11 protein-coding genes are annotated in these 15056 nt (G+C 71.5%); 1 reads left to right on the plus strand and 10 read right to left on the minus strand.

From position 1 onward, the window contains the following. The 4 genes from VGV13_17050 to VGV13_17065 all read right to left on the minus strand — a co-directional run. On the minus strand, positions 1 to 1376 hold a 1376-nt coding region (locus VGV13_17050), incomplete at its 3' end, for a DUF222 domain-containing protein (protein HEV8642799.1). A gap of 261 nt (positions 1377 to 1637) precedes the next feature. Then, positions 1638 to 3479 carry a branched-chain amino acid ABC transporter ATP-binding protein/permease gene (locus tag VGV13_17055; protein HEV8642800.1) on the minus strand — a complete coding sequence of 614 codons (1842 nt, stop codon included), beginning with the start codon at positions 3477 to 3479 and terminating at the stop codon, positions 1638 to 1640. Further along, on the minus strand, positions 3476 to 4336 hold the full coding sequence (locus VGV13_17060) for a branched-chain amino acid ABC transporter permease (protein HEV8642801.1): 861 nt from the start codon (positions 4334 to 4336) through the stop codon (positions 3476 to 3478). The genes VGV13_17055 and VGV13_17060 overlap by 4 nt, the downstream gene beginning before the upstream one ends. Before the next feature lie 37 nt (positions 4337 to 4373). Continuing rightward, positions 4374 to 5645 carry an ABC transporter substrate-binding protein gene (locus VGV13_17065; GenBank protein ID HEV8642802.1) on the minus strand — a complete coding sequence of 424 codons (1272 nt, stop codon included), beginning with the start codon at positions 5643 to 5645 and terminating at the stop codon, positions 4374 to 4376. Positions 5646 to 5787: 142 nt separating this feature from the next. On the opposite strand from VGV13_17065, the gene VGV13_17070 reads away from it, so the two are divergent. After that, on the plus strand, positions 5788 to 8028 hold the full coding sequence (locus VGV13_17070) for a diguanylate cyclase (GenBank protein ID HEV8642803.1): 2241 nt from the start codon (positions 5788 to 5790) through the stop codon (positions 8026 to 8028). Positions 8029 to 8202: 174 nt separating this feature from the next. Here the strand turns inward: VGV13_17070 and VGV13_17075 are convergent, their stop codons facing one another. Genes VGV13_17075 through VGV13_17100 form a run of 6 tightly spaced genes read right to left on the minus strand, consistent with a single transcriptional unit; the run spans position 8203 to position 15056 of the window. Further along, complete coding sequence (locus VGV13_17075; GenBank protein ID HEV8642804.1) at positions 8203 to 8946, minus strand: enoyl-CoA hydratase/isomerase family protein; 744 nt, start codon at positions 8944 to 8946, stop codon at positions 8203 to 8205. Beyond that, a complete protein-coding gene (locus VGV13_17080) occupies positions 8946 to 9866 on the minus strand; it encodes a creatininase family protein (protein ID HEV8642805.1) in 921 nt (306 codons plus the stop codon). The genes VGV13_17075 and VGV13_17080 overlap by 1 nt, the downstream gene beginning before the upstream one ends. 2 nt (positions 9867 to 9868) lie before the next feature. Continuing rightward, entirely contained in the window at positions 9869 to 11401 is a 1533-nt protein-coding gene (locus VGV13_17085; GenBank protein HEV8642806.1) for a 1-acyl-sn-glycerol-3-phosphate acyltransferase, read from the minus strand. Continuing rightward, entirely contained in the window at positions 11398 to 11940 is a 543-nt protein-coding gene (locus tag VGV13_17090; GenBank protein HEV8642807.1) for a hypothetical protein, read from the minus strand. The genes VGV13_17085 and VGV13_17090 overlap by 4 nt, the downstream gene beginning before the upstream one ends. Then, the gene (locus VGV13_17095; GenBank protein HEV8642808.1) at positions 11937 to 13037 is read right to left on the minus strand and encodes a PrpF domain-containing protein; all 1101 of its coding nucleotides are present in this window, start codon (positions 13035 to 13037) and stop codon (positions 11937 to 11939) included. The genes VGV13_17090 and VGV13_17095 overlap by 4 nt, the downstream gene beginning before the upstream one ends. Beyond that, entirely contained in the window at positions 13038 to 15056 is a 2019-nt protein-coding gene (locus VGV13_17100) for an aconitate hydratase (GenBank protein HEV8642809.1), read from the minus strand.

Consider the following 15056-nt stretch of genomic DNA (forward strand, 5'->3'; position numbering starts at 1 on the left):
AAGCAGCCGGGCGGCGATCCCTGTTCCAGTGCTGGCCGAGGTCCCGGTCTCGAGGCCAGGGGATGCAGGACGTCGATCGCCCAGACCAGATCGAGGCGTTCCCCGAGCCAGCCGGGGCACGTTGTCCGCGCGTCGAGCCGAAGGCCCTGCGCTTCGTGAGACGCCCGCAGAACCTCGATGGGATCAGCGACCACCGGAGCAGACGGCGGCACCTCCGGTAGCGGGTGACCGTCAGGCCGCCTGAACTGGAGCGTTCCGTCGGGCCGCCGAGCGACCTGGTAGCCCTCCTCGTGCACCGCGCGGTGATGCCGGCGACACAGGAGCGCAAGGTTCGAGAGCGTGGTCGGCCCCCCGTGCGCCCAGTGATGCAGGTGATGCCCCTGCGCGAAGCGGACGCCGCAGCCCGGGAAGCGGCAGCCCCGGTCCCGATGCTGGAGCGCTCGCCGCAAGGCGGGCGGAATCGTCCGGGTTCGCGCGCCGATCTCCAACACGTGACCATTCTCGTCGTGGCGCATGACCACGCGGCTGGCATCGCACGCCAGGCGCTGGGACGTCTCCGCGGAAACGTGTGTGCCGTCTTCCAGCACGGACTGGCCCGGCTGATCGGGGTCGGCCAGCGCCGGGGCGTCGACGTGGACCACCACCTGGTAGCGCTCGCCCGGGGCGCCGGGATCGAGCCCATGATGGAGGGCCGTCTCCGCCAGCAGGCCTAGCGCATCCGCCTGCTGCTGGGACGTGGTCGGGGCATCCGCCTCAGCCGGGCGCGGGGCCGCCTCGGCTCGGCTCCGCTGGTACAGCGTCTCACGCGCGGCCGCCAGCGCCTGAATGAGCAGCGCGCCGACTTCGGGCTCGAGCCGTCCCCTCAGGACCACCATGCCGTCCTCGTCCTGGTAGACGTGAAGCGCCCGGCTCGCATGGCGCCGCTTGGTCTCCCGAGCCTCAGCCTGGCGATCCACCTGCCGCCAGCCCCTCACGATCCGCTCGACGTGGGCGGCGGTGCCGGCCCGCCCCACTCCGAGCAGGCGCTCCTCGGTCTCCGGCGTGGCGACGCGGGTCAGGGCGCGGACCTTGGCGTACGACGGCTCCCCACGGCCGAGAGCCTCGGCAAGGAGTGGCAGCTCCCCGAGGGCGCGCGCGACCCGGACTCGCTCACGGGCCGTGCCCGGGTCGAGCCCCACTCGCCAGCTCAGCCAGGCGGCGCAGGAGCGGAAGCCGGTGTTCCATCCGCCTCGGGCATCGAACTGCCGGATCAGGGCGAGGAGGCGCGCGGTGGCGGCGTCCAGGTGAGCGGACAGCTCGGGGATCTCGTCGCCGAGGCGGTCCAGCTCCAGGACGCGATCGTGAGTGGCAACCAGAGTCGGCCAGTCGTTCGGCATGGCGAGCGCTCCTTGTCGCTGAAGCGACTCTACACCCTGGTTTTCGAGCGACCGGAGAGCCTCCAGGACGAGCGATCGCGGGACGAGGAATGATTTTTGATTTCCGTCCCAACGAGAACATGCAGATTGGGCATTGCCGGCCGCTAGGCCGGCAATTGCTAGCGGGCTGCCGCCGCAGACCAACTCGGCCAGCGGAAGCTGTCAAGCGGAAAATGGCGTGATCCAGCCGCCCCGTGGGGAAGGAGACCCTCGGTGGCTATCTCACGGCTGCGCGCGCCGCCGCCCGATCACCGTGTCCACCACCTCGCGGTTCGCCCGGATCTCGGCGGGCCGGCCGTCGGCCAGCACCTTGCCCTGGTGGAGCGCGATGATCCGGTCCGAGTAGGCGAAGACGATGTCCATGTCGTGCTCGACCTGGATGATGGCCTTGATCGCGATGCGCTCGGCCGCCGCCACCAGGACCTCCATGATGGCGTGCTTGTCCCGCGTGCTCACGCCGGACGTGGGCTCGTCCAGGAGGATGACGTCGGGGTGGAGCGCGAAGGCGCCGGCCACGTCGAGCAGCTTCTTGTCCCCCTGCGGGAGCGTGCCGGCGGGGCGGGACAGCCGGTCGGCGAACCCGAAGAGCGCCGCTACGTCGCCGACCTGCGCCCGGACCTCCGCGTCGCGCGCCAGCGAAGCCAGGAGCCGGCGGCCGCGGCCCAGGCGCGAGACGACGGCGACCGCCAGCGTCTCGGCCACCGTGAGCTCGGGGAAGATGTGGACGAGCTGAAAGCTGCGGGCCAGGCCGAGCCGGGCCAGGCGTACCGGCCCGGTCCCGGCGACGTCCTCCCCCTTGAACGTCACGCGGCCGCTCGACGGCTTCGTCACACCGCTGAGCACGTTCACCAGCGTCGTCTTGCCGGCCCCGTTGGGGCCGATGATGGACACGAACTCGCCCTCCCGGACCGCCAGCGACACGCCGTCGAGCGCCACCACATCGCCATAGCGCTTCACCACGTCTCGCGCTTCGATCAGCGGACTCGTCCGAGTGCCGGCACAGCGGGCTGGTGACGGGACGTTTTCGAGCGCCGGCTTCGCCGGCGCCCCCTCTGGGGAGATCCGGAGGGGGCCGTGAGGCTCTCTCTGACTAGGGAGTCGGAGGGGGCCGTGAGGGGCCGCCGAGGTCCCCTCCGGATCAAAGAAAAGCCCCAGGAGCCCACGGGGGAAGAAGATGACCACGATGGCCAAGAGCGCGCCGAAGATGAATCGCCAGTATTGCGTGAGGGACATGACCTGGTCCTGCAGGAAGATGAAGACGAAGGCGCCCAGGATCGGGCCGAAGAAGTTGGCGAAGCCGCCCAGCAACAGCATGAAGACCAGGTTGCCCGAGTGCGTCCAGTACGCCAGCAGGGGATCGGCCAGCCCGGTGGGCACGGCCAGCAACGCTCCGCCGACGCCGCCGAACACGCCGGCGATCACGAAGGCCGCCAGGCGGTAGCGCCGCGCGCTCACGCCCGTCGACGCCGCCTTGTCGGGGTTCTCGCGGATCGCCCGCAGGCAGAGCCCGAAGGGCGAGCGCACGATACGCCACATAACGACGGTGCCCAGGACCAACAGCGCCAGCGCGTAATAGTAATAGGGGCCGGTGAGGAACTCGACCTTGTCGAGGGCGTGGAACCCGCGGCCCAGGAGCTTGGGGCGCAGCACGCGCATGCCCTCGTCGCCGCCGGTCAGGTTGTAGAACTTGAAGAGGAACGAGTAGAAGAGCATCCCGAACGCCAGCGTCAGCATGCCGAAGTAGATCTTGACGTAACGCACGCACAAGAGACCGGTGGGCACCGCCCCCACCGCGGCCACCGCGGCGGCGGCGAGCAGGATCGCCTCGAAATGCAGCACGCCGGCGGCGCTCGTCAGGTAGGCCGCGGTGTAGGCGCCCAGCGCCAGGAAGAGGGCATGGCCGAAGGAGAGCAACCCGGTGTAGCCGAACAATAGATTGAGGCCCAGCAGCGCCAGACCGTAGCCGAAGAACGGCAGCATCAGCGTGGCGTAGTACGCCCGGCCGGCGAATGGCACCAGCGCCACCGCCAGCAGGGCCAGTCCGAGGGCGCCGCGGCCGATCACGCCGCCGCCCTCGCGAAGAGCCCGGCCGGGCGCAGGACGAGGACGGCGATGACGATCACGTAGATGGCCAGCATCTCCACCTCGGGGTAGGTCGCGATGGCCACCGCCTTGAGCACGCCCACGATGAGCGCGCCGGCGAACGCCCCGCGCATGCTGCCGAGCCCGCCGATGACGACGACGGCGAAGGCCTCGACGATCAGCTCGATGCCCATCTCGTTCACCGCCGCCGTGGCCGGGATGACGAGCGCGCCGCCCACCGTGCCCAGGGCGACGCCGAGCGTGAAGACGCGGGAGTAGAGGCGGGCCAGGTCGATGCCCAGCGCTTCGGCCATGCGCGGGTTCTCGGCGGCGGCGCGAACGAGGCGGCCGAAGCGCGTGCGCGTGAGCAGCCATCCCACCGCGGCGGCGATCGTGGCGCCGGCGGCGATGACGACCAGGTTGTAGACGGGAATGGTGAGGGCGCCGACCTTGAGCTGGCCGTAGAGCAGGTAGACGGAGCCGAGCTGGTGGGGGGCGGTGCCCCAGAGGAACCGGATCACGTCCTCGAACATGAGCACGAGCGCGAAGGTGAGCAGGAGCTGGAAGCTCTCGTCGCGGTCGGAGATGGTCCGGAGCAGCCGCTCGACCGGGGGGCCGATCACGGCCAGGAGGACGCCGCCGAGGATCAGGACGCCCAGAAAGAGGGATGGCGGGACGCCCGCCCCCAGAGCCCAGGTGACGAGCGACACGCCGAAGTAGGCGCCCAGCGCGTAGAACGAGCCGCAGGCGAGGTTGAGGATCTTCTGGACGCCGAAGACGAGCTGCAGCCCGGCCGCCGCGAGAAAGAGCACGGCGGCGTGGAACACGCCGCCGAGCACGATGTTGACGCTCTGCTGGATCAGGGACCCGGAATCCTCACGCCTTCCAGCTGTTGATCCACTCGTAGAGGCCCAGGCCCGAGGGTTTCTGGATCTGCCTGGTGGACATCACCTCGAGGGGGTCGACGGTGACGAAGTCGTGCTTGTTCCGGTAGGTGCTGAGGCCCTGGAAGAAGCTGCACTCCATGATGTGGTCGGCCCGGTAGCTACGCTTGCCCGACAGCGACTCGACCTCCATGCCCTCCAGCGCCTCGATGATCTGGTCGGGAGACGGCCACTTGCCGCCCGCGGCCCTGGCGGCCTTCTCCACCGCCGCCCGGTAGGCTGCCAGCGTGAAGTAGGCGTGGTCCGATTCGTAGTTCGGCCACTCCTTGAACCGCTCCTGGTGCCAGCGGACGAACTCGCGGAGGAGCGGGCTCGCGTTCGGCGCCTCGAAGTACATCGAGTTGTAGCCGAGGATCATCCCCTCGGGCGTGAATGCCTTCTTGAGCGACTCGTGCACGCCGCCGGCCGTGGTCATGACAAATCTGATGGTGGCCGTCAGCCCGGCTGCGTGAGCCTGCTTCATCAAAATCGGGGCGTCGCCCGACCAGAACGAGCAGAAGATCAGGTCGGGCCGGGCCTGCCCCAGCGCGGCCACGTGCGAAGTGAAGTTGGTCTCGCCCAGCTTGGGCCAGAGGTCCACCACCGGCGTGACGCCCATCCCCAGCTTCTTCATGATGGCCAGGAACGCCGCCCAGTTGTCGCGCCCGTACGAATAATCGTTGTTGATGCCGGCGACCGTCTTGATCTTCCCCTTGAAGTGCTTGGCGGTCAGGATCGACGCCATCACGGCTTCCGCCTCGTTATCGACGCTGCGGAACGAGTACCGGGGCTTGGGCATGGTCTCCTCCACGCCCTTCTGGGTCGTGGCGTCCCAGGCCAGCCACAGCGTCTTGAGCTCCTCGGCGACGGGACCGATGGCCAGGCCCACCCCCGTGGAGACGACGCCGGTGATGACATCCACCCGGGTCTGCAGCGCGAGCTTCCGGAACCGCTCCACCGTGTCTTTGGGGTTCGACTCTTCCTCGACGACCAGCTCGATCCGGCGGCCGAGGATGCCGCCGGCCGCGTTGATGCGGTCCACGGCGAACTGCGTGCCCCGGAGCCCGGACTCCCCCACCGGCGCCGTGACTCCGGCCTTGGCGGCCAGCACCCCGATCTTGACCGGACCCGCCTGCGCGAACGCGGGCGGCCCGTCCAGCCGCGCCGCCAGCGCGGCCGAGGCGCCGCCGAGCAGTCTCAGAAAGTTGCGCCGTGTCGTGGCCATGCGGACCTCCCTCGGTGTCCGGAGCGTTCGTGCCGCCCGCGGGGCGCCTCATTCTAGCGCGCTTGATCGCCGGCGGCCACGGCCAGCATGCTAGAATTCGTGACGCCGGCGTTGGAGATTCTGGCCGACCGATGGAGGGCTCGTGCACGTACGCTTCTGGGGAACGCGCGGCTCCATCGCCGCTCCGGGTCCGGACACGGCGCGGTACGGCGGCAACACCTCGTGCGTCGAGGTGCGGAGTGACGACGGTACGCTGATCGTGCTCGACTGCGGCACCGGCGCGCGGGCGCTCGGCCTGCACCTGGCGCGCTCGGAGGCCCAGCCCCTCCGGCTCAACCTCTTCATCGGACACACCCACTGGGATCACATCCAAGGCTTTCCCTTCTTCGTCCCGGCGTTCATGCCGGGCGTCGAGCTGAACATCTATGCCCCCGTCGGCTTCCAGCGCAGCCTGGAGGAGGCGATGGCGGGGCAGATGGAGTACGCCTACTTCCCGGTGACGCTCCGTGATCTGCGGAGCCGCATCCACTTCACCGAGCTGGACGAGGGTTTCTTCCGCCTGGGCGACGTGCTGGTCGAGACGCAGTACCTCAACCACACCGCGCCCACCATCGCCTACCGGATGTCGGCGGGCGGCGCCACCATCGCCTACACGACCGACCACGAGCCGTTCTGGAAGCCCGGGGGCGGGGTCTCCGACCATCCGGGCGACCAGAACCACATCACGTTCCTGCGCGGCGCCGACCTCGTCATTCACGACGCGCAGTACAGCGACGAGGAGTACCAGGGCAAGATCGGGTGGGGCCACAGCCCCGTCGAGTACGCCACCGACGTCGCCCTGGCCGCCGGCGTGCGCCGGCTCGCGCTCTTCCACCACGACCCCACCCACGACGACGCCATGATCGAGCGGATGGAAACGTGGGCCCGTGACCGCGCCGCCCGCGCCGGGGGAGGCCTGGAGGTCTTCGCGGCCGCCGAGGGGCTCGCGCTGCGGGTGGACGGGCGGGGCGCCGTCAAGCCGGTGGCGGCGATCTCGGCTCTCCACCGCCGTCCGGTGGCCGGCGGGCGCGTGCTGCTGGTCAGCTCCAACGGCGACGAGATCGCGGCCATCGAGGAGATTCTGGCGGCGGACGACCTGTCGGTGGTCGCGGTGCCGGACATGCGCGCCGCGCTGACGCGCGGCCCCGAGGTCGCCCCCGACCTGGCGATCGTCGACGCGCGCCTGCCCGACGGCGACGGCGCCGCCCTGATCCGTTCCCTGGTCGAGCGCATGGGGCGCCGCAGCTTCCCGATGCTGCTCCTCACCGAGGAGCCGAGCGCGGCGCAGGCGGCCGAGAAGGCCGGCGCGCCCTTCTGCGATTATCTGGCCAAGCCCTTCAGTCCGCCGATGCTCCATGCGCGGGTGCGGGCGTGGCTGGCGCGGGCGCTGGCCACCGCGGAGGCGGCCAGCCCCGAGCACGTCGAGACTCGCCAGGCCGACGAGCCCCGCGATTTCGCCGGCATCCTCGCCCAGTTCCCCCTGTTCCAGCCGCTGGGGGGCGAGCGGCTGCGACATCTGATCCAGGGCGCCACCGAGCACGCCTATCCGGCCGGCCACGTCATCGTCAGCGAGGGCGAGCTCGATGAGCGCGTCTTCGTCATCCTTTCCGGGCGCGTCCGCGTGGTCGAGGCGATGGCCGACGCGATGACCGAAGCCGTCCTCGGCGGGCTCGGGGAAGGGGAGATCTTCGGCGAGCTGAGCACGCTGACCAGTCGGCCGCGCTCGGCGACCGTCATCGCCATGGAGCGGACCCGCTGCCTGGCGCTGCGTCACGAGCGCTTCCTCCAGGCGCTCGAGGGCTCTTCCGAAGTGGCGCTGGCGCTCCTGCGGCTGCTCGCGCGGCGGCTGCTCGAGGCCGACCGCCGACTGGCCCGCTATGCGCCCGACACCCTGACGGGTCTGGCCAGCCGCCGCGCGTTCCACGACCAGTACCGGCGGCTCGCCGCCGGCGCCCGGCGCCGGAAGAGCGGCGTGTTGCTGCTGCTCTTCGACGTCCTGCGTCTGAGGACGATCAACGACCGCTTCGGCTACACGGTCGGCGACGAGGTGCTGCGCACCGTCGCCGACGCGCTCACCAGCACCACCAGGGCGACCGACCTCGTCGCCCGCTACGGCGCCGACGAGTTCGCCCTGCTCCTGCTGGACACGCATGCCCGCGACGTCGAGCGGGTGCTGCACCGCGTGGCGGAGAAGCTCTCGGAGCTGTCGGGCCGCCGGGGGCTGTCGCTCACCGTGCAGTGCAGCGTCGGCGTCTCCTTCCGCGAGGTGCCGCCGGACGTCGCCGACGAGCTGGTGCGGGAGGCGGACGGGGACATGCGCCGCGGCCGCCTGGTGCCCGCCTGAACGCGGGCTAACGGCCTGTCGGCGTATGCCGCGAGCTCGCTGCGACCACTCCTCGCCGTTTCGAGCGCCGGCTCCGCCGGCGCAATCTCCCCTGGGGAGGTTCGGAGGGGGCCGTGAGGCCCCCTCCGACTATGAATCTCGGAGGGGGCCGTAACGTCCGCCCCCTTCGATGACCTAGCGGCGTCTCTTGCGGTTGACGAACGCCTCGATCAGCTCCCGGGCGGCCGGACTCGTCCTCAGCGCCGCCCCGTAGGCCTCGGGCTCCGGGCCGCGCCCGCCGCCCCGCAGCGTGGCCACGATCGCCTTCGTCGCCGCCAGCCCCACCCGCGGCGAGCGCGCGATGTCGGTCGCCCACGCCTCGGCGGCGGCCTCCAGCGTCGGCGCCGCCACCACGCGGTTGACGAGTCCCATCCGGAGCGCCTCACTGGCGTGGATGGTGCGCCCGGTCAGCAGCAAGTCGCGGCCGTGGGTGCCGCCGGCGACGTCCAGCAGCCGGGCGATCCCGTAGGCGGGGTTGAAGCCGAGCGTCACCTCGGGCAGGCCGAAGCGGGCGCGGTCCGACGCGATCCGCAAGTCCTGGGCCACCGCCAGCATCAGCCCGCCCCCCAGGGCGTAGCCGTCGACCGCCGCCAGCGTCACCTGCGGCAGGCGCGCGAAGCGCTCCAGGAGCGCCGCCTGACGCCGGGCCAGCGCCTCGGCCTCCTCCGCGCTGAGCGTGGCCATCTCGGTGATGTCGTTACCCGCGCAGAAGGCGCGGCCGCGCCCGACGACGACGAGGACGCTGACGTCCTCCATCGCGCTGACGCGGTCGAGCGCCCCCTCCAGCGCTGCCGTGAGCGCACGGTTCAGCGCGTTCAGCGCCTCGGGACGGCTCAGCCGGAGCCAGGCCACGCCGCGCCCGGTCTCCAGATCGAGCATCAGGCGCGGGGGCGCGGACGGAGCCACCCGAGCGCGGCGAGGGCGAGGCCCGCGGCGGCGGCCAGCGGCCAGAAGTTGGTGCGGAAGAACGGGAGCGAGAACAGCAGCGAAGGGCGATCGCCGGGGCCGAGCCGCCCGTCCAGCAACGCGTCCACGAGCGCCATCGCCTCGCTCACCAGCACCTCGGTCGTGGCTTTCGCGAAGGCCGGGTCGGCCAGCGCCGGGTGGCCGACGTAGCCTTCACCGCCGCCCTTGAGCGGATAGTTGGGGATCAGGCGCTCGGGGAGCGAGTAGGTGGCGGGAGGCAGGGTGCGGTAGGCCTCGTCGACCAGCTCGGGCCGCAGCATCAGCATCATCGAGGTCTCCCACCAGCCCGCGTGCGCGTCCTCCGCGAAGGCCCGCTGCTCGGCATCGCTGAGCGGGCGGCCCAGAGCCGCCTCGACCTTGTCGAGGAAACGGCCGGAGCGGAAGGCCCAGGCCAGCCGGCCGCTCAGAGAGGCCATTCGTACCCCGCGGCGCCGCGAGACGAGGGTCGCCGCCTCGTCCAGCGCGACGAGATGGGTGGGGCCGGCGTGGCCATTGGCCACGAGGATGTGCCGGAAGCCGGCGCGGGCGAGGGCGTCGCCCCAGTCCACCAGCGCATCCCGCACCACGCGTTGGCGCACGGCGACGGTGCCGGCGGCGTCGAAAGCGCACGAGCCGAGGTGGAGGGTCGGGGCCAGGACGACCGCCCATCCCGGTCGCTCGGCGACCAGGCGCGCGGCGATCTCGCGCGCGAAGTGGCGCGCGGTGAACGCATCGACACCCAACGGCAGGTGGGGCCCGTGCTCTTCGAGCGGGCTGACGGTGAGGATGATGACGGTGCGCTGCCGGTCGAGCGCGTCCAGCGCCCGCGTGGACATCTCTTCGAGTCGATGCACGCTCAAAAGGAGGACCCCCGGGTGGCCGTGAGGTAGTCGGTCTTGGCGCGGTCCAGCTCCGCGATGACGGCGCCGCGCTCGGCGATCAGCTCGCGCGCGACCTGGTCGCGCGTGAGCGCCAGCACACCGAAGCGCAGCGCGCGCCGGAGCCGGCCCAGCCCGCGGAAGTAGTGGTAGGCCACCACGCCGGTGAGGGGCAGTGAGAGCGTGAAGAGGGCGGCCCAGCCCCGACCGGCTAGGCGCGCCACCAGCCAGACCTCGAGCCCCCAAAAGAGGGGAAAGGCGACGATGCTCGCCAGCAGCCGCGTCGTCGCGTAGTCGGTTTCCTTGCGCGCGGTGGCCCGAGCGAGCCAGCGGGGGACGAAGTAGGGCAGCGCGTTGACGGCGGCGCCATAGAGGAAGATGGGGAAGCCCGCGATCGCGCCCCCGGTGCGCCGGAGGCGCCTCCGGGTCGGCGGGTGTCCCAGCCGCGCCTGCACGGCCTCGTCCTTCACCCGATAGGCACGGAGGAGGGCGCGATAGCCCTGGATCCGCTGCCAGATCCGCTCGACCCGCTCCGGCTCGCGCGCCTTGAAGTGCTGCACCGCGTCCACGATCGTGCGCGACAGGCGGAAGAGATCGATCTGCGTGTCAGCGAGCCCGCGCTCCTCCCGCAGCTCGCGGATCAGGTCGCCCCGATAGAGCTCCTCCACGGCCCGGACGACCTCGGCGGCCTCGATCCGGTCCACGTGGACTACCTGGGCCTCCATGGCCCACTGGATCGCGGTGGTCAGCGCCTCCACGGCCTTGGCGGCGTCGGCGCGGTAGGCCGCGACGTACGCGGCGATCGGGATCGGCTCGCCGAAGGAGACGAGCACCCGCCCCTTGAAGGACTTGCGCGCTTCGAAGGACAGGCCGACCGGAATGACCCGCAGCGCTCCAGGGTGGTCCACCTCGTAGCCCAGCGCGATACGGGCGGCGCCGGTCCTGATGCGCTGGACGCGGGCCTCGGCGTGCGTGGTGCCCTCGGGATAGATCGCGATGAGCCGGCCCTCAGCGAAGGCGCGGTGACAGGCCGCGAAGACGTCGGCGTTGCGGTCGGCTCGTGGGCTCGCCTCGGACGCGTGGGGCGAGTTTGATTCGCTCGCCTCGCGCGCGGTGGCCCCAGCCCCCGGCCGCGCTGCGGCTCGCCCTGCGGCCCACGTCCGTCCTGCGGCTGGCACTGCCATCTTGTCCGGGTCGTCCTGCCTCCGGTAGACGGGCATGGCGCCGCAGGCGGCGAGGAAGCGCGCCAAGAGCGGATTGCGGAAGAGCGCGGCGGTGGCCAGGTAGTGGGCCTTCCGGGTGAGGACGGCACCGACCAGCAGGGAGTCGATGAGGTTGTTGGGATGGTTGATGCAGAGCAGGACCGGTCCCCGCTCCGGCACCCGCTCGGAGTGCCGCGCGTCCACGCGCTTGAAGAAGAACCAGAGCCAGAACCGCGCGATCAGCCGGACGGCGGCGTAGAAGCGATCGCTCCCAGATGCGGGTGGAGCCTCGGCGACCGCCGTCGTCATTTGCCGGCGTGGCGCTTGAGCAGGCTGTCGAAGTCCTCCACCGTCAGGCTCTCCGCCCATTCCACCGCCTCGGAGTCGTGGCCGTAGGACTCGGCCATGTAGGCCTGCGCTTCCCGCTTCGTCGAGAAGAGCCGCCAGAGATGGCCGGGGCCGCCGCCCCGCCGCCGCAGGTGGAAGACGGGATCGGTGGGCGCCTGCGGCTGATACGCGGTGCGCTGGCCGCCGCGATCCAGGGTGATCCAGGCCACCGCGATGCCGTGCGCGGAGAGCGCCCGCGCCCTCAGCGAGCCCTCGGGCGGGAGCGATTCGATGTCGCGGAGCTGGGGCCCGTAGTAGACGGGGACACCTTCGCCGGGCAGCGCGAGCCGCGCGCTCAGCGGCTCGCCGACCGAGTCGAGCAGCATCTTGGACTCTTCGCCCACCCAGACGAGCCCGGGCGTGTAGAGGTCGGCCCACGCCTCGATCACGCTGCCGGCGGGCAGCAGGGGCCGCCGCCTCGTGATCTCGTCTCCGCCGGCGATGAGATAGAGGCGGCTCACAGAACCCTCACGAACCCTTCCATCAGGCGGCGCGCCGTTCGGTAGACGGTGACGCGCTCCGCCCACGGTTCGCCGTCGCGAATGGTCACCGTGGCCGCGATGGGCAGCACCCCCGACGGGTGGCCGAGCCTGACGTCACCGTCCTTGTCGCCGGGCGCGCATTCGTGGACCACCGTCCCTTCGATGCGGGCGGCCACCGCCAGGCACATGGCGGCGGTCAGTGCGAAGGCCCGGTGGCAGTGGCCCATCGACATGACGCGCGCCAGCAGGTCGACCTGGTCGGAGGCGTAGGGTTTTCCGTCGAGCGCCCGGAAGGGCGCGGCCCCAGCGACGACCGCGATCTTGGGGACGGCGGCACTTCCGGGAACGCCCATCCGGCCGGCGGCCTCCACCCGGACCGCCTCCAGGCGGGCTCCGAGCGCGCGATCGGCGTCGATCGCCTCCGGCGTCTCGGCGCCCGTGAGCCCGAGGTCCCGGGCCCGGACGAAGACCACGGGGTTGGTGGCGTCCACCAGCGAGGCCTCCACGCCGCCGACCGCTTCGCGCGGCCGGCCCGTGGGCAGCAGCCCCCCGGTGGCCGCGCCGCCGGGGTCGATGAAGTCGAGCGCGATCTTGGCGCCGCGGCCGGGCACGCCGGCCAGCTCGAAGTCACCTTCCACCGCCGCCTCGCCGTCCTTCACCGGCACGTGGGCCACGATGATCTTCCTGGTGTTCGTATTGTGGATCCGCACGATCTTCTCGTCGGCGACGGCGGGTACGATCTTCTCGTCGATGGCGAACGGGCCGACGGCGGCCGAGCAGTTGCCACAGTTGCCGGCGTAGTCCACGACGGGGGTCCTCACGTCGACCTGGGCGAACGTGTAGTTCACGTCGGCGTCCGAATGGGTGGGCGGGCCGATGATGCACGCCTTGGAGAGCGACGAGATGCCGCCGCCGAGACCGTCGAGCTGGCGCCCGTAAGGGTCGGGGCTGCCCAGCGCGGCGAGCAGGATGCGATCGCGCGCCGGCCCCGGATGCGGCAGGTCCTCCTCGTGGAAGAAGATCGCGCGGCTCGTCCCGCCGCGCATGAAGACCGCCCGGATGCGCCGCTGCGTCATTTATTCGGAGGGGGCGGACGTTACGACCCCCTCCGAGGCCTCCCCCAGGACCGATGGCGCCGGCGAAGCCGGCGCTCGAACCGTGGAATCATTTTGGCGCGCCGCCCGCGCGGACCGGGTGTGAGCGAGCAGCCCGCCGGCCAGGAGGATCTCGCGCTCGCGCGGTGTCAGCACGCAGGAGGCCGCGAAGTGCCCGCCCGTGCGCGTGTTGACGACGGTCACGCGCGCGCCCGCCGCCAGGGCCGCGCGCAGCCCCTCGATCCGGAGCCGGTCGTCGCGCTCCAGATCGTCCCAACCGCCGGAGTCGTCGCAGGTGAGGGGGACGATGCCCCAGTTGATGAGGTTGGCGCGGTGGATGCGCGCGAACGACTTCGCGATCACGGCGCGGACGCCCAGGTACATCGGCGCCATGGCGGCCACCTCGCGGGAGGATCCCTGGCCATACGCTTCCCCCGCCACGATCACTCCCCGGCCGGCGGCCTTGGCGCGGGCCACGAACTCCTGATCGACGTGCTTGAAGCAGAACTCGGCGATCGCGGGGACGTTCGAGCGGAAGATCAGGATGCCGGCCCCCGACGGAGAGATGTCGTCGGTGGAGACCTCGTCGCCGAGCTTCAGCAGCACAGGCGCTTCCAGCGTCTCGGCCACGGGCTCGCCGAGCGGGACCGGCTTGATGTTCGGGCCGCGCGCGACCTCGCCCTGGAGGTCGGGCTCGACCAGCCCGGCCGTCGACGCCGCGAAGCTCGCCGGCAGGCGCAGCGGCGGCTCGGGGCCGAGCGTGCGCGGATCGGTGATGACGCCGCTCAGCGCCGAGGCGGCGGCGACCACCGACGAGCAGAGATAGACCTGATCGTCCTTGACGCCGCTGCGGCCGGGGAAGTTGCGGTTGAAGGCGCGCAGGCTCTTGGCCCCGCTGGCCGGCACGTGGCCGAGGCCCGGGCAGGCGCCGCAGGTCGACTCGGAGACGGTGACGCCGGCCTCGAGAAGATCGGTGAGCAAACCCTCGCGGGCCATCGTCTCGAGGACGCGGTGGCTGCCGGGGAAGAGGACGAATGACACCGACGGATGCACGCGGCGGCCCCGCAGTACCGCGGTGACCGACGCCATGTCGTGCCACGAGCCGTTCGTGCACGAGCCCACCATCACCTGCTCGACCGCTGTCCCCGCCACCTCCTCCACCGGCACCACGCGGTCGGGCGAGCCGGGCAGGGCGACCAGTGGCCCGATGGCGCCGAGGTCCAGCTCGAGCTGATCGTCGTAGGGCGCGTCGTCGTCGGGCGCGGCCGGTCGCCAGTCGGCGCCGCGGCCGAGCCGCGACAGGTACGAGCGCGTGACCTCGTCGCTGGGAAAGACGCTCGTCGTGAGCCCCAGCTCGGCGCCCATGTTGGCGATGGTCATGCGCTGGGCGACGAGCAGGCTGGCCAGGCCCGGGCCGGCGTACTCGAAGATCTTGCCGCTCCCGCCGCGGACGCTCAGCCGGCGCAGCAGCTCGAGGATCACGTCCTTGGCGGTGACCCACGGGCGCAGGGCGCCGGTCAGCCAGACGCGGACGACGGCCGGCATCGTGAGGAAGTAGGGGCCGCCGCCCATCGCCACCGCCACGTCGAGGCTGCCGGCGCCGATGGCGAGCATTCCCACCGCCCCGCAGAGCGGCGTGTGGCTGTCGCTGCCCAGCAGCGTCTGCCCCGGCACCGAGAAGGTCTCCAGGTGCACTTGATGGCAGATGCCGTTGCCGGGCTTGGAGAACATGGCGCCGTACTTCCGCGACGCGGTGCCGAGATAGCGGTGGTCGTCGGAGTTCCGCGAGTCGAACTGGTAGACGTTGTGGTCGATGTAGGTGACGACCCGGGGGGCGGCCACGCGCCGGAAGCCCAGCGCCTCGAACTGGAGAAACGCCATGGTGCCGTTGGTGTCCGTCAGCAGGATCTGGTCCATGCCCAGGCCGATTTCTTCGCCGACGACCGCCTTGCCCGCGGCCAGGTGGCTCTCGATCAGCTTGTGGGTGAGGCTCCGGCCCAT

Source organism: Candidatus Methylomirabilota bacterium, from assembly GCA_036001065.1.
GTDB lineage: Bacteria > Methylomirabilota > Methylomirabilia > Rokubacteriales > CSP1-6 > MNEF01.

What these genes read in the sequence shown, in the direction of transcription:
- VGV13_17065 (HEV8642802.1), bottom strand. Translation starts at nt 5,645, where the DNA reads ATGGCCACGACACGGCGCAACTTTCTGAGACTGCTCGGCGGCGCCTCG.
- VGV13_17075 (HEV8642804.1), bottom strand. Translation starts at nt 8,946, where the DNA reads ATGCTCGATCTGGAGACCGGGCGCGGCGTGGCCTGGCTCCGGCTGAGC.
- VGV13_17085 (HEV8642806.1), bottom strand. Translation starts at nt 11,401, where the DNA reads ATGACGACGGCGGTCGCCGAGGCTCCACCCGCATCTGGGAGCGATCGC.
- VGV13_17095 (HEV8642808.1), bottom strand. Translation starts at nt 13,037, where the DNA reads ATGACGCAGCGGCGCATCCGGGCGGTCTTCATGCGCGGCGGGACGAGC.
- VGV13_17100 (HEV8642809.1), bottom strand. Translation starts at nt 15,056, where the DNA reads ATGGGCCGGAGCCTCACCCACAAGCTGATCGAGAGCCACCTGGCCGCG.